The 19545-nt window shown below is 68.3% G+C and carries 16 protein-coding genes; 15 read left to right on the forward strand and 1 reads right to left on the reverse strand.

Translation table 11 applies throughout. From position 1 onward, the window contains the following. Together BRO63_RS13535 and BRO63_RS13540 are read left to right on the forward strand one after the other, a co-directional pair. A partial coding sequence (locus tag BRO63_RS13535; protein ID WP_179215093.1) for an efflux RND transporter permease subunit occupies nt 1–1939 on the forward strand: 1939 nt, incomplete at its 5' end. Between the two features lies 1 nt (nt 1940). Next, nucleotides 1941–3476, forward strand: a complete 1536-nt coding sequence (locus BRO63_RS13540; RefSeq protein ID WP_088140300.1) for an efflux transporter outer membrane subunit — start codon at nt 1941–1943, stop codon at nt 3474–3476. On the opposite strand, the gene gcvA is transcribed toward BRO63_RS13540, so the two are convergent. Next, entirely contained in the window at nt 3409–4326 is a 918-nt protein-coding gene (gene gcvA / locus BRO63_RS13545; protein ID WP_088140301.1) for a transcriptional regulator GcvA, read from the reverse strand. The two genes, BRO63_RS13540 and gcvA, sit on opposite strands and share 68 nt — an antisense overlap. A 307-nt stretch (nt 4327–4633) precedes the next feature. On the opposite strand from gcvA, the gene BRO63_RS13550 reads away from it, so the two are divergent. The 13 genes from BRO63_RS13550 (at nt 4634) to BRO63_RS13610 (ending at nt 19512) form a co-directional block, all read left to right on the forward strand. After that, on the forward strand, nt 4634–6001 hold the full coding sequence (locus BRO63_RS13550; protein ID WP_088140302.1) for a lysine N(6)-hydroxylase/L-ornithine N(5)-oxygenase family protein: 1368 nt from the start codon (nt 4634–4636) through the stop codon (nt 5999–6001). A 17-nt stretch (nt 6002–6018) separates the two neighbouring features. Then, nucleotides 6019–6624: a GNAT family N-acetyltransferase gene (locus BRO63_RS13555; protein WP_088140303.1), complete on the forward strand. Its 606-nt coding sequence runs from the start codon at nt 6019–6021 to the stop codon at nt 6622–6624. Further along, on the forward strand, nt 6621–8477 hold the full coding sequence (locus BRO63_RS13560; RefSeq protein WP_088140304.1) for an IucA/IucC family protein: 1857 nt from the start codon (nt 6621–6623) through the stop codon (nt 8475–8477). The genes BRO63_RS13555 and BRO63_RS13560 overlap by 4 nt, the downstream gene beginning before the upstream one ends. After that, nucleotides 8435–9220 (forward strand): siderophore ferric iron reductase, encoded by a 786-nt coding sequence (locus BRO63_RS13565; RefSeq protein WP_256943299.1) that lies wholly within the window; start codon nt 8435–8437, stop codon nt 9218–9220. The genes BRO63_RS13560 and BRO63_RS13565 overlap by 43 nt, the downstream gene beginning before the upstream one ends. Before the next feature lie 37 nt (nt 9221–9257). Next, complete coding sequence (locus tag BRO63_RS13570; protein ID WP_088140306.1) at nt 9258–10424, forward strand: aromatic ring-hydroxylating oxygenase subunit alpha; 1167 nt, start codon at nt 9258–9260, stop codon at nt 10422–10424. A 102-nt stretch (nt 10425–10526) separates the two neighbouring features. Beyond that, on the forward strand, nt 10527–11498 hold the full coding sequence (locus tag BRO63_RS13575) for a helix-turn-helix transcriptional regulator (protein WP_179215094.1): 972 nt from the start codon (nt 10527–10529) through the stop codon (nt 11496–11498). A 177-nt stretch (nt 11499–11675) separates the two neighbouring features. Beyond that, a complete protein-coding gene (locus BRO63_RS13580; protein ID WP_088140308.1) occupies nt 11676–12866 on the forward strand; it encodes a multidrug effflux MFS transporter in 1191 nt (396 codons plus the stop codon). Between the two features lie 104 nt (nt 12867–12970). Further along, complete coding sequence (fauA, locus tag BRO63_RS13585) at nt 12971–15187, forward strand: TonB-dependent alcaligin siderophore receptor FauA (protein ID WP_088140309.1); 2217 nt, start codon at nt 12971–12973, stop codon at nt 15185–15187. Between the two features lie 41 nt (nt 15188–15228). Further along, nucleotides 15229–16278: an ABC transporter substrate-binding protein gene (locus BRO63_RS13590; RefSeq protein ID WP_256943300.1), complete on the forward strand. Its 1050-nt coding sequence runs from the start codon at nt 15229–15231 to the stop codon at nt 16276–16278. After that, nucleotides 16271–17260, forward strand: a complete 990-nt coding sequence (locus BRO63_RS13595) for a FecCD family ABC transporter permease (RefSeq protein WP_088140311.1) — start codon at nt 16271–16273, stop codon at nt 17258–17260. The genes BRO63_RS13590 and BRO63_RS13595 overlap by 8 nt, the downstream gene beginning before the upstream one ends. Then, nucleotides 17257–18291 (forward strand): iron chelate uptake ABC transporter family permease subunit, encoded by a 1035-nt coding sequence (locus BRO63_RS13600; RefSeq protein ID WP_088140312.1) that lies wholly within the window; start codon nt 17257–17259, stop codon nt 18289–18291. Before BRO63_RS13595 ends, BRO63_RS13600 begins: the two co-directional genes overlap by 4 nt. Before the next feature lie 8 nt (nt 18292–18299). Further along, nucleotides 18300–19085 (forward strand): ABC transporter ATP-binding protein, encoded by a 786-nt coding sequence (locus tag BRO63_RS13605; RefSeq protein ID WP_218824095.1) that lies wholly within the window; start codon nt 18300–18302, stop codon nt 19083–19085. 16 nt (nt 19086–19101) lie between these two features. Beyond that, nucleotides 19102–19512, forward strand: coding sequence for a hypothetical protein (locus BRO63_RS13610; RefSeq protein ID WP_143219473.1), 411 nt, complete (start codon nt 19102–19104; stop codon nt 19510–19512). Nucleotides 19513–19545 lie beyond the last annotated feature (33 nt).

Consider the following 19545-nt stretch of genomic DNA (forward strand, 5'->3'; position numbering starts at 1 on the left):
GCTGACCTTGCTGGCCATGGTGCTGGCCATCGGCCTGGTGGTGGACGACGCGATCGTCGTGGTGGAAAACGTCCATCGGCGCATGGAGGAAGGCGAATCTCCGCTGGATGCCGCCATGAACGGCGCGCGCGAAATCGTCGGCCCCGTGCTGACGATGGCCGCCGTGCTGGTTGCGGTCTACGCCCCGCTGGGCCTGATCGGCGGCCTGACGGGCGCGCTATTCAGTGAATTCGCCTTCACGCTGGCCGCGGCGGTCATGGTATCCGCCGTGGTGGCGCTGACCGTATCTCCCATGGTGGCCTCCCGGCTGATGCGCCGGCAGGCGCCCAGCCGCTATGCCGTCGCGGTGGAACATGCGACCGCCAAACTGGTGGGCGCCTATGAGCGCGTGCTGGAGCGGGTGCTGCGCGACACGCGGCCGGTGCTGCTGGCCGGCGCTGGCGTGCTGGTGAGCCTGCCTATTCTGTTCAACGGCGTGCAGTCGGAACTCGCCCCCGCCGAAGACCAGGGAGAAATCATCGTAGACATGAAAGGCCCCCAGGCCAGCAGCCTGGAGTTCCTGGAAGGCGAGGCCAAGCGGGTCGAGGCCGCGCTGCTTGCCCTGCCGGAAGCCGCCACCGTCTACATGGTGTCCGGCGCCGGCGGCGCGCTCAACAAGGGCTGGGCGGGCGTCATGCTTAACCCGTGGGAAACGCGCAGCCGCAGCGCCGAAGCCATCATGGCCGACCTGCAGACCGCATTGCCCGGCATCGAGGGCATTGCGGGATCCGCCTTCCTGCCTGCGCCCCTGCCCGGCTCCGTCGGCGGCTTTCCGGTGCAGTTCGTGTTGTCCACGCCGGAAGGTCACCGGGCGGTCCATGACGAGATGGAAAAACTGAAGGCGGCGGCGCGCGCCAGCGGCCAGTTCGCCTTCGTGGATTCCGACCTGACCTTCAGCAACCCGACCACGCTGGTGCGGATCGACCGTTCCAAGGCCCACGACCTGGGCCTGAGCATGAAAGAGATTGGCGACACCCTGGCGCGCCTGGTCGGCGAATCCTACGTCAATCGCTTCGGCGCCCAGGGGCGCTCCTATGACGTGATCCCCCAGGCGCCGCGCAATCTGCGCCTGAACGCCGAGTCGCTGGACCTGTTCCACGTCAGGACCGCCAGCGGCGGCCAGGTGCCGCTGTCCACCGTGGTTTCGCTGCAGAAAAGCGTCGAGGCCAATGCGCTCACGCAGTTCAATCAGCTCAACAGCGCCACGCTGGTCGCGATCCCCGCGCCAGGCGTTCCGCTGGGCCAGGCCGTGGCCTTCCTGCAGGCCGAGTCCGCCAGCCTGCCGGCGGGATTCCAGACCGGCTTCCTGGGCGAATCGCGGCAGTACCTGCAGGAACAAGGCGGTTTTGCCTTGACGTTCGCCTTTGCCCTGGCCTTCATTTTCCTGGTGCTGGCCGCTCAGTTCGAGAGCGCCCGCGATCCGCTGCTGATCCTGACCACCGTTCCGCTTGCCGCTTGCGGCGCGCTGGCCGCCATGTTCTTCGGCCATGCCACGCTCAACATCTATACCCAGATCGGACTGGTCACGCTAATCGGCCTGATCACGAAGCACGGCATCCTGATCGTGGAATTCGCCAACGTTGAGCAGCGGCTCAGGGGACTGGACCGCGTCCGCGCGGTGCGAGCGGCCGCCGCCACCCGCATCCGCCCCATCCTGATGACGACGGCCGCCATGGTCGGTGGCCTGATGCCGCTGCTGTTCGCCAGCGGCGCCGGCGCGGGCAGCCAGCGCGCGATCGCCACGGTGCTCGTCGCGGGCTTGCTCGTGGGCACGTTGTTCACGCTATTCGTGCTGCCTGCCGTCTATGCGCGGTTCGGCCGCAATCTTGTTGCCGGCGGCGCGCCCGCCGGGTCGGATCGCGGCGCCGACCAGACCGCCGCCTTGCCGGGAAATCCATAACATGACCTATGCCTTGACTCATTGCGCCATGCGCTTCGGACTGACGCTGTCGGCGCTGGCGCTGGCCGGGTGCTCGCTGCGCCCGGCGCATGCCCCCGACACCGGCACTATCCCCTCCGCCTACAAGCATGCGCCCGCGGAATCGGCGGGCGCCTGGACCACCGCCCAGCCGGCCGACGACGCGCTGCGCGGCGCCTGGTGGACCTTGTTCCAGGATCCCGCGCTCAACGCCTTGCAGACCGCCGCGCAAGACGCCAATCCAACGCTGCAAGCCGCTTACGCACGATTGCAGCTGTCGCGCGCCCAGCACAGGCAGGCGCAGTCCGCGCTGTTTCCCCGGCTCGACGCGGGCTTCGGGCCGACCCGCCTGCGGGAATCGCCAGCCTCGTACAGCGAACGCGACGACGGGCCGGCCTCGACCAGGACGCTGTGGCGCGCAGACGCTGCGGTTGCGTATGAGGCCGATCTGTTCGGCCGCGTCTCATCGACGATCGGCGCGGCATCGGCGGAACAGGCTCGCAGCGGCGCGTTGTATCGGCTGACGCTGCTGGCCTTGCAGGCCGACGTCGCCGACACCTACTTCCTGATCCGGGAACTGGACACCCAGCACCACATCTATCGGCAAACGCTGGACCTGCGGGAACGCGGCCTTGCACTGAGCCTGATGCGCCTGGAGGCTGGCGATGGCGCCGAGCTTGAGGTCGAGCGCGCCCGCGCAGAACTGGAAGCGGCGCGCACCGACGCCTTGGGCGCGCAACGCCTGCGCGCCAGCGCCGAACACGCCCTGGCAATCCTGCTGGGCAAGGCCCCGGCCGATTTTTCGCTGCCGCCTGACCCGCTACGGCGCATGGCGCTGGCCATTCCCCCCGGCCTGCCTTCGGCGCTGCTGGAGCGCCGTCCGGACATTGCCGCCGCCGAACGCGCCATGGCCGCGGCCAACGCCCGCATCGGCGCGGCCCGCGCCGCCTTCTTTCCGCGGCTCGAACTGACCGGGGCGGCCGGATTCGAGTCATCCAGCCTGAGCCAGCTGTTCCAATGGTCCAGCCGGACCTTTCTTCTGGGTCCGTTCCTGGGCACCGCGCTATCGCTGCCGATCCTGGACGGCGGCGGCCGCCAGGCGGACCTCGATGCCGCCCGCGCGGTCCATGAAGAAGAAGCGGCGCGCTACCGGGAAACGCTGCTCAACGCGTTCAGGGAGGTCGAGGACAATCTGATGCATCTGCGCATCATGGCGGCCCAGCAAACCGCGCAAGACCGTGCGCGGCTGGCCGCGCAGCGTTCAGCCGACCTGTCGCGCCTGCAATACGAAACCGGCACGCACACCCAGCTTGACGTCATCGATGCGGACCGCAACCTGCTGCAGCAGCAATTGGCCTCGGCCAGGCTGGATGGCGATCAGGCGCGGACCACCGTCAGGCTGATCCGGGCCTTGGGCGGCGGCTGGGACACGCCGCTGCCCGGCGCGTCCCTCAGCGTGTCGCAAGCGCCTGCGGCGCCTGCTCCATCGCCGCCGCTTCCGCCTTCACCCAATCGATGAACGCCTGCACTTCCGGCCGCTGCACCGCATCCGGCCGGCTGACCACGTAATAAGCGAAACGCGCGGGCCAGGGCTGGTCCAAGGCAATGGCCAGCCGGCCCGCCTCGATGTCCTCGCGCGCATGCGTGTCCTGCACCAGCGCGATGCCCTGCCCCGCGGCGGCGGCCCGCAGCAGCAGCAGATCGTCCTCGTAGCTCGGGCCGCGCTGCGCTTCCTGCCCTGCGTCCACGCCGTGCGCCTGCAGCCACAAGGCCCAGTCCGCGCGGTCGGAATCCTGCAGCAGCGGGTACTTCAGGCAGTCCTCGGGACGCTCGATGGCGGGGCCTTGCGCCAGCGTGGCCGGGCTGGCCACGGCCAGCAGCACCGGCGTCATCAGCCGGAACGTCGACAAGCCGGGGTAATGCCCCAGGCCATGCCGCAACGCCACGTCGATGCGGTCCCGCTTGAAATCGACCAATTGCGACGAGGCCTCCACCCGGACCTCGATGTCCGGATGCAAGGCCGAGAAGCGGCCCATGCGCGGCACCAGCCAGGACGAAGCGAACGACGGCACCGTGCTGACGGTCAGGGTGCGCTGCGCGGCATGGGATTCGAGCAGCGCCAGCGATTTTTCGATCTGGTCGAAGGCGCGCATCAGCCCCGGATAGGCGCGAGCGCCTGCCTCCGTCAGCCGCACGCCGTGACGCTCGCGCACGAACAGAGCCAGCCCCAGCCGGTCTTCCAGCAGGCGTATCTGCTGGCTGACCGCCCCTGGGGTCACGCCCAGCACTTCGGCGGCCGCCTTGAGGCTGCCGAGGCGTCCGGTTTCGGTGAACGCTCGCAGCGCGAGCAGTGGCATCACGGCGCCCATAAACATTCTCGATTTAGAAAAACTATCTTCAAAATCATACCCATCCGCTCCTAGACAGCAATCATAAGACATGATCTCCGTCTTCAGCCATCCGATCATGGAAATAGCTGTGCTTATTTGAAAAGCCCAGATCCGGTGGCCGTCCCTATGCGATACGCCACGCTGCATATGGGTGCCGCCTGCAACACACAGGCAAGACACCGCAATAAATCGGCATTTGCTAGAGTGACCATATTGAAAATGATAATCATCCCCGGAAGAGAATCATGTTCACGCAATGCCGGCTCCGGCAAAAGGCAGATCCCATATGAACCGTGAAATCCATGACTTCGCCGCCATCGGTCTAGGCCCGTTCAACCTCAGTCTCGCCTGCCTGGCCGCGCCCTTGTCCGGCGTGCGCGGGGTTTTCCTGGACAAGAAGCCAGGCTTCGATTGGCACCCCGGCATGCTGATCGAGGACTCCACCCTGCAGAACCCCTTCCTGGCGGACCTCGTGAGTCTGGCCGATCCGCGCAGCGAGTACAGCTACCTGAACTACTGCAAGCAGACCGGGCGCATCTATTCCTACTACATGCGCGAAAACCACTACCTGAACCGGGCCGAGTACAACCGCTATTGCAAATGGGTGGCGGCCCGCCTGCCCAACCTGCGCTTCAATCACGACGTGCAGAGCGTGCTGCACGATCCGGACAGCCGCGCCTACCTCGTGACCGGCCAGCATGCCGTCAGTGGCGAGCGCTTCATGGTCCGCTGCCGCAAGCTGGTACTGGGACTCGGCACCCAACCCCAGTTGCCCGAATGCTGCGACCCGCGCACTGCGCCCTACGTCCACAGCGCCGACTACTTGCGCCACAAGCCCCAGCTGCAGCGCAAGCAAGGCATCACCATCGTCGGCAGTGGACAGAGCGCGGCCGAGGTGTTCCACGACCTGCTGCGCGACAGCGCCAAGCACGCCTACAGCCTGACCTGGATCACCCGCTCGCCCCGCTTCTTCCAGATGGAGAACACCAAGCTCACGCTGGAACTGATCTCTCCCGACTACACCGACTATTTCCACGACCTGCCCGAAGCCCGGCGGCGCGAGATGCTGCGCGAGCAAAGCAGCCTGTACAAGGGCATCAACGCCTCGCTGATCAACCAGATATACGACCTCCTGGACGAGAAGATCCGCGCGGGCGACCGCCGCTACACGCTGCTCACCAGCGCGGAACTGCGCGCCAGCCGGCATGAGCGCGCCACCGGCCGCTACCACTTGGACTTCATGCACGTCGACACCGGCCAGCCGTTCAAGCACGTGACGGACGGCCTGGTGCTGGCCACCGGCTACGCCCCGCGCATCCCCGCCTGCGTCAACCCCATCAGCGACCGGATCGCCTGGGATGAAGGGGGCGGCTACCGCATCGCCCACAACTACGCCGTGGACCGCGCCGGCACGGAGATCTTCGTGCAGAACACCGGGCTGCTCAGCCATGGCGTCACGAATCCCGACCTGGGATTCTGCTGCTACCGCAACTCGCAGATACTGCGCGACCTGACCGGCGTGGAGCACTACGCCATCGAGCCCCGCACCGCGCTGCAGGACTTCCGCCCGCCGGAGAACGGCGTGCTGGCGCATCGCCTCGGCATGCCGGAGCCGATGCCCATGATGGACGGCCATCGTGCCGCCACCATCTGATCTTGCGGAGAGCCAGCATGCTCACGATGACAGCCACCTTTCTGGGCGAGGTCGTGCGCCAGTCGCGCGACCACTACGACGAAGGCCGGGGACTCGCCTTGCGCCCCCTGGTTCCGGACGCCGACGCCGCACTGCTGCGGCAATGGTTTTCCATGGATTACGCACGCTTCTGGTCCATGCAGCAGCACAACGAAGATCAGGTGCGCGACTTCTATGAGGCCCTTTGCGGCAGCGGGCACGCCAGCGCCTGGCTCGGCAGCCATGACGGACAGCCGGCCTTTCTGGTGGAGTGCTACGACCCGGCGCGCGACGAAGTCGGCGAACACTACGCGGTGCGGCCCGGCGACCTCGGCATGCATCTTTTCATCGGCCCGCCGCGCTTGCGGGTCCCGGGCTTCAGCCGGCAGGTATTCGCCTTCGTGATGCGCTTCATGTTCGACCGGCTGAATGCCGCGCGCATCGTGGTCGAGCCCGACGCGAACAACGCCAAGATCCACACGCTCAACCTGGCCATGGGATTTACCTACTCAGGCCAGGCCCGCTTCCGCGCCAAGACCGCCAGCCTGGCGTTCTGCACGCGTACTCAGTTCGAACAGGCCCAATACCAGGAGTCGACCCCATGAACCCGCATGCCACCCCCCATCCCGCGCAGGTCGCCAGCCATCTGGAGCCGGAAGTCTGGGCCAAGGTCAACCGCCTGCTCGTGCGCAAGGCCATCTCCGAGTACACCCATGAAGGGCTGCTGCAGCCCGAACGCCTGGGCCCGGCGGACACGCCCGGTTTCGACCGCTATCGCCTCGCGCTCGCGGACGGCCGCGTCGAGTACCGCTACGACGCGCAACTGATGGCGATGCGCCACTGGCGCATCCGCGCGGACTCGATCGCCAGGACCACCGCCGGCGCGCCCGCGCCCCTGGACGCCCTGCAGTTCGTGATCGAGATCCGCGACAGGCTGCGCATTCCGGAAGACCGGCTCCCCATCTATCTGGACGAAATCGCCAGCACGCTGCACGGCGCCGCCTACAAGCACACCCGCGCTTGCCTGCCCGCCGCCGAACTCGCGCTGGCCGACTACCAGGCCATCGAAACCTCGATGATCGAGGGCCACCCCAGCTTCGTCGCCAACAACGGCCGCCTGGGTTTCGACGCCGAGGACTACCACGCCTATGCGCCCGAGGCCGCCACCCCGATCCGCGTGATGTGGCTGGCGGTGCACAAGGACAACGCGCATTTCGCATGCCTGTCCACCATGGACTACGCCAGCCTGTTGCGCGGCGAGCTGGGCGATGATGCCATGGCGCGCCACGCCGCCACGCTGCAAGGCCAGGGGCTGGATCCCGCCGACTACTACCTGATGCCGGCGCACCCCTGGCAGTGGTTCAACAAGCTGTCGCTGGCGTTCGCGCCCTACGTGGCCCAACACAAGATCGTATGCCTCGGTTACGGCGAAGACGACTACCTGGCGCAGCAATCGATACGCACCTTCTTCAACATCAGCCAGCCGGGCAAGCATTACGTGAAGACCTCGCTGTCGATCCTGAACATGGGTTTCATGCGCGGGCTGTCGCCCTATTACATGTCGGGCACGCCCGCCATCAACGAATACCTCCACGGCCTGATCGCGTCCGACCCCTGGCTGAGGGCCAACGGCTTCACCATCCTGCGCGAGGCGGCCAGCCTGGGATTCCGCAACTACTACTATGAAGCGGCGATTTCCGTCGACACGCCCTACAAGAAGATGTTCTCGGCGCTATGGCGCGAGAACCCGCAGGCGCTGATCGGCCCCGGCGAACGGTTGATGACGATGGCAGCGCTGCTGCACGTGGACCCGCAGGGCCAAGCCCTGCTGCCCGCGTTGATCCGCGCCTCCGGGCTGAGCGCCGCCGCATGGCTGGAACGCTATGTGGATGCCTACCTGACGCCGCTGGTGCATTGCTTCTACGCCCACGACCTGGTGTTCATGCCGCATGGCGAGAACGTGATCCTGGTGATCCGGGACCATGTGCCCGTGCGCGCCTTCATGAAGGACATCGCCGAGGAATCCTCCATCCTCGACCCGCAGGCCGACCTGCCCGAGAACGCGCGCCGCCTGGCGGCGGACGTGCCCGAGGAATACAAGCTGCTGACGATCTTCGTCGACGTGTTCGAGGGCTATTTCCGCCATCTATCCCAGGTCCTGGCCGACACCGGCCTCATGCAGGAAGACGATTTCTGGGAGCTGGTCGCAGGCCGTATCGCAGCCTACCAGCAGGCGCACCCGCAACGGCTGGAAAAGTACCGCCGCTACGACCTGTACGCGCCGGACATGATCCACTCGTGCCTGAACCGCCTGCAGCTCGCCAACAACCTGCAGATGGTCAATCTGGCCGATCCCATCGGCAGTTTCCAGATGGCGCCCAGGTTGCCCAACCCCGTGGCGCCTTACCGGCCGCTATGGCTGGACCGGACCGCCGACGCCGCGCAGGCCCTTGCGTGACCCGCGAACTGGACGATCTGCTGGCGCTGGCGGGCCGCCTGGTGCCCGGCCTGGATGGCCGCGTGGGCGCCCCGGCCGCGCCCGGCATCCGTCCGGGCGCGAGCAACGCCGATGCCATAGCGCGGTTGCGCGACTGGTGGCGCGAGCGCCATCCGGAAGCCGGCCCGCATTACCTGGCGCTGCGCTGCTGGGGCCTGTTGATCTGGCAGCCCGTATACCTCTGCGTGATCGCCGCGCACCGCAGCGGCATCGTCCCGGATCTGACCCGGCTCAGCCAGCCGGTCGCCAACGGCTTCATCGCCGGCTACACCATGGAACGCCATGAACCCCTGCACGGCGGCCTGGAACAACGGCTGGACGCGGCCGCCACGCAGCTGCGCGAGATCGGCGCCTTGTTCCACCGCGAGCTGGGCGCGGCGCTGCGCCTGAATCCCCGGGCGGCCGCCTGCATGCAGGCCGATTGCGTCCTGTCCGCCCTGTTGGCGGCTCGAACGGGCGTGAGCGCCGCGGACAACGCCTGGGCCGCCGCAGCGGCGGCCGATTGGCTTGCGCGCCTGGGCATCACGGGCCGCAGCGGCTATCTGAGCTATCAGCGGCGGTCGCTGCCCGCCATCGCCGTGGACCGGCAGGTCTGCTGTCACCACTTCCGCCGAAGCGACGGCGACTACTGCAGCACCTGCCCCAAACTGGATCTTGCCGAACGCATCGCCCGGATCGACGCCGAGAGCGTCGAGCCCGCCTGACAGGCGGCCGCCTTGCGCAAGGCACAAGGAGTCGGACATGACGGACATAGGCCGCCTGGCACACGTCGAGCAGGCGCTCAGCCCGCTGCACGTGCGGGCGTATTTCGACGAAGACCTGTACGCCCGCGAACAGGAAGTGATATTCAAGCGCTCGCCGCTGTATGTCGGGCATGAGAAAGCCGTGCCCGAATCCGGCGACTGGCGCCGGCTGCCGCACGAGGACGGCGGGCGCGTCCTCGTGCGCGGCGCCGGCGGCGTGGAACTGATATCCAACGTATGCCGCCACCGCCAGTCGCTGATCCTGGGCGGCGAGACAGGCGCCGTCACCGGGCCGGGCAAGCCGGCAGGCAATCTGTCGGCCACGGGCGGCAACATCGTCTGCCCGCTGCACCGCTGGACTTATGACAATCGCGGCCAGATCCTGGGCGCGCCGCAATTCCCCAGCACGCCTTGCCTGAACCTGCCGCGCTTTCCCCTCAAGCGCTGCCACGGCCTGCTGTTCGAGGGCCCGGGCGACCCGCTGGCGGACCTGGGCGACCTGTTCGCCCGGCCCGAGTTCGACTTCTCGGACTATGTGCTGGACCACGTCGAGGTGCATCAATGCAACTACAACTGGAAGACCTTCATCGAGGTCTATCTGGAGGACTATCACGTCGGGCCGTTCCACCCGGGCCTCGGGCGCTTCGTCACCTGCGAGGACCTGAGCTGGGAATTCGGCAAGCGCCGCAGCCTGCAGCGCGTGGGCGTGCACGATGCCCTGGAGAAGCCCGGTTCCGACGTGTACCGCGACTGGCACGGCACTCTGATGCGCTACCGGGATGGCTCGCCTCCCGATTTCGGCGCGATCTGGGTGACCTACTTTCCCACCCACATGATCGAGCTTTACCCGCACGTGCTGGTGCTATCCACGCTCTATCCCAAGGGCCCGCAGGAGACGGTCAACATCGCCGAGTTCTACTATCCCGAGGAAATCGCCCTGTTCGAACGCGAATTCGTCGAAGCGCAACGCGCCGCCTACATGGAAACCGCGGTCGAGGACGACGAAATCGGCGAACGCATGGATGCCGGCAGACGCGCGCTGCTGCGGCGCGGCGTCAGCGAGAGCGGTCCGTACCAGTCTCCCATGGAGGACGGCATGCTGCACTTCCACGAGTGGTACCGCGGCACCATGGGCGAGCAATTGGGCGATTGCGCCGCGCCCTGAGCGCCACTGACAGCCCTTGAATCAATGCGAATATATGCTATTCTCATTTAGACCCCGCCGCTTCCCCTGGCCGACATCCGGGGGACTCAACCCGCAGCGCGAGTGACGCCATTGAATCCCTCCTTCCCCGCCGTCCGATTCACCGTCGCCGATTTCAACCGCCTGGGCGGCCATAACGGTTTCCACTATCAGTTGCCCGGATTCCAGGCCGCGAGCGCCGATCCGGACACCGTTTGCATCGCCGAAGGCCGCGTCGAGGAACACGCCATTCGCCCCGGCCTGACGCTGGTCATGTCCGACGTGCTGGTGCATCACCACTACGAATCGACTTCGGTCATGACGCCCCGCTTTTCGGCCATCGTCATGCTCCAGGGCCAGGCTCAGGCGCGCGTCGGCCACCACGACGACCTGCCGCTGGTGGCCCAAAGCGGCATCAGCGCCGCCTACGGCGATACGGTCGCCATGACCGGCATCCACCATGCCGGCCAGCGGCTGCGCAGCGTCAATCTGTCGCTGTCCGAGCCGGACGCCGCGGACGACGACCCGATCAGCGATCGGATCCGCAAAGCCCTGCGCACGCCCGCCTTCCGGCTGCGGCGTTGGCAGGTGCAGGCGCATCTGATGCAGTCCATCGAACACCTGCTGGAATGCCGTTGGGACGATCCGCTGCGCGCCATGCTGCGCGAAGGCGTCGGCGCGCAGCTTCTGGCGCATGCTTTGGCTGCGCTGGACCAGCAGGAGCCCGAACCTGGCACGCTGTCGCAGCGCGACCGCCAGTTGCTGGAACGCGTGCGGGAACGGCTGCACAGCGCGCCAGGCGAAGAGCACACCCTGGATGACCTGGCGAAATTGGCCTGCATGAGCCCCAGCACCCTGCGCGCCAAGTTCCGCGCCGCCTATCAATGCTCCGTGTTCAGCTGGCTGCGGGAACGTCGGCTGGAGGTCGCCCGCGAGCAACTGGCTCGCGGCTGCAGCGTGCAGCAGGCCGCCCACTGCGTGGGCTATCGGCATGCCACCAATTTCGCCACGGCGTTCCGCGAGCGCTATGGCGTCGCGCCCAGCGAACTGAACTGAGCGGGGCGGCCGTGAGCGCCCCGACCCGCGGCTTTCGGCGGCATCCATCGTTCTTGCGGCGTTGCCCATTCATCCTGCCGCGGCTGGCGGGCGACCATGAGGCGACGTTTCCCGCCCCGGGAAGCCCCTGCCCCGGACGCTGCCGTGCCCCGCCCCGACAAACCGACTTCCTTTCCCATGATGGTGCTGATGCTGGGCCTGCTGGCCTGCGTGGCGCCCGCCACCATCGATGCCTATCTGCCCGCCTTCGCCGCGCTGGAGCGGGAGTTCGGCGTGCCGCAAGAAACCGTGCAGCTGACCCTGGGGGTCTACATGTTCTGCTACGCGGCGATGCTGCTGCTGCATGGAACGCTGTCGGATTCGCTGGGCCGGCGCCGCGTCATCCTGGCGACGCTGGTTTGCTACATCGGCGGCAGCGCGCTGGCCGCCGCCGCGCCGAGCTTCGGCTGGCTGTTGGCGGCGCGGGCGCTGCAGGGCCTGTCCGCCGGCGCCGGCATCGTGGTGGGCCAGGCCATCGTGCGCGACTGCTACGAAGGGCCGGCGGCGCAGCGCGTCATGTCCTACCTCATCCTGGTATTCAATCTGTCGCCGGCATTGGCGCCCATCATCGGCGGCCAGTTGGCGGCGCAGCTGGGCTGGCGCGCCGTCTTCGTGATGCTTGCCGCCCTGGCCGCGGCGGCCTGGGCGCTATGCGCCTGGCGGCTCCCCGAGACCCTGCCCGCCAGCCGGCGCAGGCCGCTGTCGTGCCGCGCATTGGCTGGCGGCTACGGCGCGCTCCTTGCAGACCGGCGATTCGTCGCGCTCGCCGCCGCCTTCAGCCTGATCTTCGCGGCCCAGGGCTTCCTCATCGGCGCCGCGCCGGACTTCATCGCCAACGTCCTGGGCCTGCCCGTAACGGATTTCGCGTATCTGTTCGTGCCGCTCGTGATCGGCGCCATGGCGGGCGCGCTGTTCGCGGCGCGCAAGGCCGGGCGCTGGACGGACCACCGCATCACCAGGCTGGCCTACCTGTTGATGGGCGGCAGCTGCCTGGCAAGCGTCATGTATGCCGCGAGCGCCGGACAGCCCGCCCTGCCCTGGGCGGTCATCCTGCCCGCCATCTACACCTGCGGCCTGGCCATGTGCGTCCCGGCCATGACCCTGCACATCCTGGCCCGTGCGCCCGGCCTGTCCGGCACCGCCGCCTCGGTCCTCGGCTTCGCCCAGATGCTGGCCTTTTCGGTAGCCAGCGGCTGGGGCGTGCCCCTGGTGTACGGCCGGCCCCTGGGCCTGGCGCTTGCAATGCTGGCCTGCGTCGCCGCGAGCGCGGCAGGCTGGGCCTGGCTGCAACGGCAGTCCGCGCCTTTGGCGAACGCCCGCTCGGGTTGATGCGGCGGCGTTCGGCATACGCATCGCATCTTCCGGCATACGTTCAAGTCTCCTGCAAAAACAATAATTCTCATTACCAAATTTTTCAGCCGGAGCTTGTGTTCATGTCCCCCGCACTGTCCCCGCCGCGCGCGCTTAGGCGCCGGGCGAATCTGCTTACCCTGGCCGTTCGCGCGGCCTTGCTGTGCTCAGCCTTGCCCTACCACGCCGCCAACGCGCAATCCAGCTCATCAGCCGGCGCCGAACAGCCCGCCGAACTCCCGGCCGTCACGGTCCGGGGCGCCGGCGTGCCCGGCACCACCGAAGGCACCCATGCCTACAACACCGAGGCCATGAGCACCGCAACCGGCCTGACGCTGTCGCCGCGGGAGACCCCGCAATCGGTCAGCGTGGTGACCCGCCAGCAGATCGAGGACCAGGGCTTGCAGGACACCGGTTCCATCCTGGCCAGCGCGCCAGGCATCTCCGTCACGCGCAGCGACAGCAACCGCCTGTCGTTCTCGGCGCGCGGCTTCGCCATCGACAACTTCCAGTTCGACGGTCTGAACGCCCCGATCCTGAGCCAATGGAACTACGGCTCCACCGACATGGACGCCGCCATCTACGACCGGGTGGAGATCGTGCGCGGCGCCACCGGCCTGATGACCGGCTCGGGCAATCCCTCCGCCGCGGTGAACTTCATCCGCAAGAAGCCGCTGCGCGAGTTCGCGCTGTCCGGCAGCGCCAGCGCCGGCAGTTGGGATTACGTGCGCGGCGACGCCGACCTGTCCGTGCCGCTGACGGAGAACGGACGCATCCGCTCGCGCTTCGTCGCCGCCTACAGCCAGGGCGACAGCTACGTCACGTTCCTGGATTCGCGCAAGCGTACGCTATACGGCGTGATCAGCGCCGACCTCACTCCCGACACGCTGCTCACCGTCGGCTTGGAGTATCAGCGCAACCAGGGCAACGGTTTCGGCAGCGGTTTCCCGCTGTTCTATTCGGACGGCTCGCGCACCGACTTCAACCGGTCCGTGGCCAACAACACGCGCTGGGCGCGCATCGACACCGAATCGACCACCACCTTCGTGGACCTGAGCCACCGCTTCGCGAACGATTGGAAGGCGCGCGCGGCCTATAGCCACAACGAGGGCGAATACCGCATGAAGCAGCTTTACCGTGGCGGCTATCCGGACCGGACCAGCGGCACGGGCATGAGCAGCAGCTTCAACAACTACGATGGCGACCGCTCGCGCGACGACATCAACCTGACGCTGTCGGGCCCGTTCCAGCTGTTCGGCCGCAAGCACGAACTGGCCCTGGGCTGGATGAGCGTCAACGACCACAGCGACATCGGCCAGTACCTCATGGTCGGCGCCAAGCCCGCCATCGGCAGCTTCTTCGACTGGCGCCAGGACCATATCGCCGAACCGACCTGGTCCAGCCGCAAGACGCCCGCGGACGACATGCGGGTCAAGCAGACCGGGACCTACGCCGTGGGCCGGTTTTCGTTGGCTGATCCGCTGCACCTGATCGTGGGCGGACGCTGGAGCAATTGGGAGACCAACCAGACCTACTTCGGCAGCAAGCGGCAATACAAGATCAACGACCAGTTCACGCCCTACGCGGGCCTGATCTACGACATCAACAAGACCTACACGGCCTACGCCAGCTATACCGAGATCTTCCAGCCGCAGAACGCGCGCTCGCCCAGCGGCTCCATCCTGCCGCCCATCGACGGCAAGAGCTACGAGATCGGCTTGAAGGCGTCTTACCTGGACGGCCTGCTGGACGCGGCCGTCTCGCTGTACCAGACCCGCCAGAACAACCTGGCCCAGGCCATTCCCGGCGAGTCCGTCATAGGCATGCCCGGCACGCAGGCCTATCGCGCGGCATCCGGCGCCAAGGTCGAAGGCTTCGAGCTGGAAACCACCGGGCAGATCATGCCCAACTGGAACATCGCGGCCAGCTACACGCATTTCACCGCCAAGGACGCCGACGGCAAGCCCATCAACACCAGCCATCCGCGCAGCCTGTTCAAGCTCTACACCACCTACCGCCTGCCCGGCGACCTGAACCGGCTGACGGTGGGCGGCGGCGTGGACTGGCAAAGCCGCATGTACCAGGCCGCCCCCAGCCCGCGCGGCAACGTGGACGTGGAGCAAGGCAGCTACATGCTGGTGAACCTGATGGCGCGCTACGAGTTCAGCAAGCACGTTTCCGCCAATCTCAACGTCAACAATCTGTTCGACAAGAAGTATTACGACCAGATCGGCTTTTTCAGCCAGGGTTGGTGGGGCGCGCCGCGCAACGTGATGCTGACGCTCAGGGCCCAATATTGATCGGGGGAATTGCCGGCACGATGCGTCTAAGCCTTACACGCTTGAACCATGCGATCCTGCGGGCCGGCGCGGCCTGCCTGGCCGTGCTCGCCCTGGCGGCCTGCGACCGCGCCGCCGATGCGCCGGCCGCTCCAGCGCCACCGGCTGCCCAGGCCGATGGTTTTCCGGTCACGATAGAGAGCGCGCTGGGCCGCGCCGTCATCGCGGCGCCGCCCCAACGCGTGGTCACGCTGGGCCTGGGCGCCGACGATCTGGCGCTGTCGCTGGGCGTGGTGCCGGTGGGCGTGGGCCGCGCCGACTGGGGCGGCGACGCCGACCATTACTGGCCCTGGGTGCGCGCCGCGATCGAGGCCCGCGGCGCGCCACTGCCGCAGGCCATCGCCATGTTTCCGGAACTGGACGTCGAAGCCATCGTCGCCCTGCGGCCGGACGTGGTGCTGGCGCCTTTTTCCGGCGTCAGCGCCGAAGCCTATGCGCAGTTGTCGCGGCTGGTGCCGGTGGTGGCCTATCCGGAACAGCCATTCCTGACCCCGGTGGATGCGCAGATCGACCTGATCGCGGCGGCGCTGGGCCGGCGCGCCCAGGCCGCGGCGCTCAAGGCGCAGATCCGCGGTGCGCTGGCGCAGGCCTCGCGCGACCACCCCGTGCTGGCCGGCAAGACCTTCGCGTATGTGCGCGCCGACCTGGGTTCGGGCAATTTCGCGGCCTATGTGGCGGGGGATCCGCGCGTGGACACGATCGCCGCCATGGGCCTGAAACTGGCGCCGTCCATGCGGGGCCTGCACGCCAGCGCCGGCCATTTCGCCCATTACCTGGGTTTCGAACATGCCGACGCGCTGGGTGACGTCGACGTGCTCGTATCCTGGTTCTACACCCCCCAGGAGCGCGACCGGACCGCGGCGCTGCCGCTGTACGCCTCCATCCCCGCCGTGAAGCGCGGCGCCTACGTGGCGCTGAGCGACCCGGCGCTGCTCATGGCTTCTTCCTCGGGCACGCCGCTGGCCGTGGCGTGGATGCTGGGCAAGCTGGCGCCGGCATTGGCCGCGGCAGCCGAGCGGGCCGAAGCTGGACCCGGAGCCCAGAATGAATAAGCCGGCCCATGCAGCCGGCTTGGGCGCGGCCTGTCTGTTGCTCGCCGCCGCCATCCTGGGCAGTCTCTGGCTCGGTTCACGCAACCTGTCGCCCGGCACGGTCTGGCAAGCTCTGTTCCAGCCCGATGATGGCTACGCCGCCCTGGTGGTCGCCTCGCGCATGCCGCGCACCTTGCTGGCCGTGTTGACCGGCGCGGCGCTGGCCGTGGCTGGCGCGCTGATCCAGGCCCTGACCCGCAATCCGCTGGCGGAGCCCGGGCTGTTGGGCGTCAACGCCGGCGCCGCCGCCTCCATTGTGACCACCGCTCTCGCGCTCGGCGGCCTGCCGGCCCATCCGTTCTGGGCGGCCCTGCCCGGCGCACTGGCCGCGGCGTTGGCCGTATACCTGATCGGCGCGGGCGGCCGGGGCCTGCAGCCGGTGCGCCTGATCCTGGCCGGCGCGGCGGTCAACGCGGTACTGTTCGCCTACGTGCAGGCCGTGGCCTTGCTGCGCGAGGACATTTTCGACGCCTATCGGTTCTGGGCCGTCGGCTCGCTGGCGGGACGCTCCATGGCCGAAGTGGCCCGGGCCGCCCCCTACATAGGCGCCGGCCTGCTGCTGGCGCTGGCACTGGCCCGGCCCTTGAACGTCCTGGCGCTGGGGCAGGCGCTTGCCCGGGCGCTGGGGGTGCGCGCCGGGTTGTACCGCGCGCTGGGCCTGCTCGGCGTGGCCATGCTGGCCGCCGCCGCCACTGCGGCCGCGGGCCCCATCGCCTTCGTCGGCCTGGCCGTTCCGCATATTGCCCGCCGCATCGGCGGGCCCGACCTGCGCTGGCAACTCGTCTACTGCCTGCTGCTGGGCCCCATCCTGATGCTGGCGGCCGACATCCTGGCGCGCCTGTTGCGCGCGCCGGCGGAGCTGCTGACCGGCGTGGTGGCCGCGTTCCTCGGCGCGCCGTTCCTGCTGGCGGCCTTGCGCCGCCGGCCAGGGAGCCGCCCGTGAGCGGCCAGCGGCGCACGCTGCGCGTCGGTGCCTGGCTGTCGCTCCCCTACTCGCCACGCGCGCTGGCCTACGCCTCGCTGCTGGCGGCGCTGGCGATTGCATCGATTGCCGGCGCCCTGTTGGCGGGAGAGCAAGGACCCGCCTGGTCCCGGATCGGACGCATCCTGGCGGGCGGCGGCACGGCGATCGAGCACTGGCTGGTCTATACCGTCAGGCTGCCGCGCGCGCTGGCCGCGCTGGGCGCCGGCGCCGCGCTGGCCCTGTCGGGCGCGCTGTTCCAGAGCATTACCCGCAACCCGCTGGGCAGTCCCGACATCATCGGCCTCACGGCGGGCGCCTCGGCGGGCGCCGTGGCGGTGACGATGGTCTGGCCGGGCGCGATGCCGCTGGCCTGGGGCGCCGCGGGCGGCGCGCTGCTGGCGACGGCGGGAGTCTGGTTCGGATCCGGCGCCGGGTTTTCCGCGCCCCATCGCATGGTGGTCGCGGGCATCGCAGTGGCCGCCGTCGCCTTCGCCTTCGTGCAGTACGGACTCTCCAATCTGCGCCGCGAACAGGCGCATCTGGCCGCCACCTGGCTCAACGGCAATCTGGCCGGCAAGACCTGGAACGATGTTGCCTTGATCGGCTCGGCCTGCGCGGTGCTGCTGCCCTTGGCGCTTGGCCTGGGCGCGCGCCTGCGGCTGCTGGAAATGGGCGACGACGTGGCGCTCGCCTTGGGCGTCGCCCCTGGACCGAGCCGGCTCGCGGCGACGCTGCTGGCCGTGCTGGCCGCCGCCGCGGCCGTCAGCGTGGCCGGTCCCATCGCCTTCATTGCGCTCGCGGCTCCGCAGATCGCGCGGCGCTGCGTCCCGGCCAGCGGTCCGCAGCCCCTGTTGGCCGCCTTGACCGGCGCCGTGCTGCTGGCAGGCGCGGATCTGCTGTCGCGTTCGGCTGGCGCCAATGGCTTGCCGGTAGGCGTTCTTACCGCCGGGATCGGCGGTCTCTATCTCGCATTTCTGCTGCTGCTCGAATGGCGCAAGGTCTCGACGTGACTACCGCAATGCCCGCCCCCGTCCTCCAGCTCCGGGACGTGAGCCTGTCTTACGGCGACCGCCGCGTGCTGGACGGCTTGACGCTGGACATTGCGCCGGCCTCGTTCACCGTGATCCTGGGTCCCAACGGCTGCGGCAAGTCCACGCTCTTGCGCGTGTTGGGCGGCGCCGTGCCTCCCGGCCATGGCCAGGCCCTGCTCGACGGCGCCGACCTCGCCACCCTGCGCCGGAAATCGGTGGCGCGCCGCCTGGCATACCTGCCGCAGAACCCGATCGCGCCCGAGATGGTCACCGTGCGCGACCTTGTCGCCCGCGGCCGCTATCCGCATCAGTCCCTGCTGCGGCCATGGTCGGCGGCGGACGCCAGCGCCGTCGACGCCGCCCTCGCGGCGACCGATCTGGACGGACTTGCCGCGCAGCCCGTGCACACGCTTTCCGGCGGCCAGCGCCAGCGCGCCTGGCTGGCGCTGGTGCTGGCCCAGGAAGCCGGCATCATGCTGCTCGACGAACCCACCACGTTCCTGGATATCCGCCATCAGCTGGACCTGCTGGAGCTGTGCGCCCGGCTGCATCGCGCTGGCCGCACACTGGTGGTGGTCCTGCATGACCTCAACCTGGCCTTGCGCTACGCCGAAAGGATCGTGATGATGCGCGATGGGCGGATCGCGGCGCACGGCGATGCCGGTTCGGTCGTGACCGAGGACATGATGCGCCAGGTCTACGATCTGGATTGCCGCGTCATGCCCGATCCCGAGACCGGCAGCCCCATGGTCGTGCCCCGGCGCTCACGCTAGCTTTTCAGGAGTGTCAATGGAAGTTTCCTTGAGTGGAAGAATGGGCGGCCCGGAGGCCGGCGTGTCCTGGCTCGCCGGAATCGTCCTGCTCCGGCCCAGGCTGAAGTCCGCGCTGGTCGACCTGGCGGTCGCCGGCCTGCGGACCATCGACGTGGAAATGTGGATCGGCGGCAGCATCACCGACTACGCGCCAGAAGGCTTGTCCTCCAGCGCCAGGTACTACGCGAAGAAAGAGTCCCTGTTGCTTGCCATCTCCGTGCCCAAGGCAATGGCCGCGGCCTCCCCGCAAGAGCGTCCGGACCAGGCCGTGGCGGGCTGGCTGGCCGACGGCTTCAGTTCCGTCAAACTCCCGCGCAGCGCCCAGACGCTGCCCTTTGCGCTCATTGCGGAGACGGTCCGCTCTTCCCTGGGCATCGCCCGGCAGTGACAAGCACTGTGGTCGAATGAAAAAGCCCGCCTG

Origin of the sequence: Achromobacter xylosoxidans (assembly GCF_002192695.1) — a bacterium.
Taxonomy (GTDB): Bacteria; Pseudomonadota; Gammaproteobacteria; order Burkholderiales; family Burkholderiaceae_B; genus Achromobacter; species Achromobacter xylosoxidans_C.

Bases quoted from the DNA above. Each gene is read 5' to 3' on its own strand.
- BRO63_RS13595 (WP_088140311.1), top strand. From the start codon at position 16,271: ATGAATAAGCCGGCCCATGCAGCCGGCTTGGGCGCGGCCTGTCTGTTG.
- BRO63_RS13560 (WP_088140304.1), top strand. From the start codon at position 6,621: ATGAACCCGCATGCCACCCCCCATCCCGCGCAGGTCGCCAGCCATCTG.
- fauA (WP_088140309.1), top strand. From the start codon at position 12,971: ATGTCCCCCGCACTGTCCCCGCCGCGCGCGCTTAGGCGCCGGGCGAAT.
- BRO63_RS13565 (WP_256943299.1), top strand. From the start codon at position 8,435: ATGGCTGGACCGGACCGCCGACGCCGCGCAGGCCCTTGCGTGACCCGC.
- BRO63_RS13555 (WP_088140303.1), top strand. From the start codon at position 6,019: ATGCTCACGATGACAGCCACCTTTCTGGGCGAGGTCGTGCGCCAGTCG.
- gcvA (WP_088140301.1), bottom strand. From the start codon at position 4,326: ATGGGCGCCGTGATGCCACTGCTCGCGCTGCGAGCGTTCACCGAAACC.
- BRO63_RS13610 (WP_143219473.1), top strand. From the start codon at position 19,102: ATGGAAGTTTCCTTGAGTGGAAGAATGGGCGGCCCGGAGGCCGGCGTG.
- BRO63_RS13580 (WP_088140308.1), top strand. From the start codon at position 11,676: ATGATGGTGCTGATGCTGGGCCTGCTGGCCTGCGTGGCGCCCGCCACC.
- BRO63_RS13540 (WP_088140300.1), top strand. From the start codon at position 1,941: ATGACCTATGCCTTGACTCATTGCGCCATGCGCTTCGGACTGACGCTG.
- BRO63_RS13605 (WP_218824095.1), top strand. From the start codon at position 18,300: ATGCCCGCCCCCGTCCTCCAGCTCCGGGACGTGAGCCTGTCTTACGGC.
- BRO63_RS13550 (WP_088140302.1), top strand. From the start codon at position 4,634: ATGAACCGTGAAATCCATGACTTCGCCGCCATCGGTCTAGGCCCGTTC.
- BRO63_RS13570 (WP_088140306.1), top strand. From the start codon at position 9,258: ATGACGGACATAGGCCGCCTGGCACACGTCGAGCAGGCGCTCAGCCCG.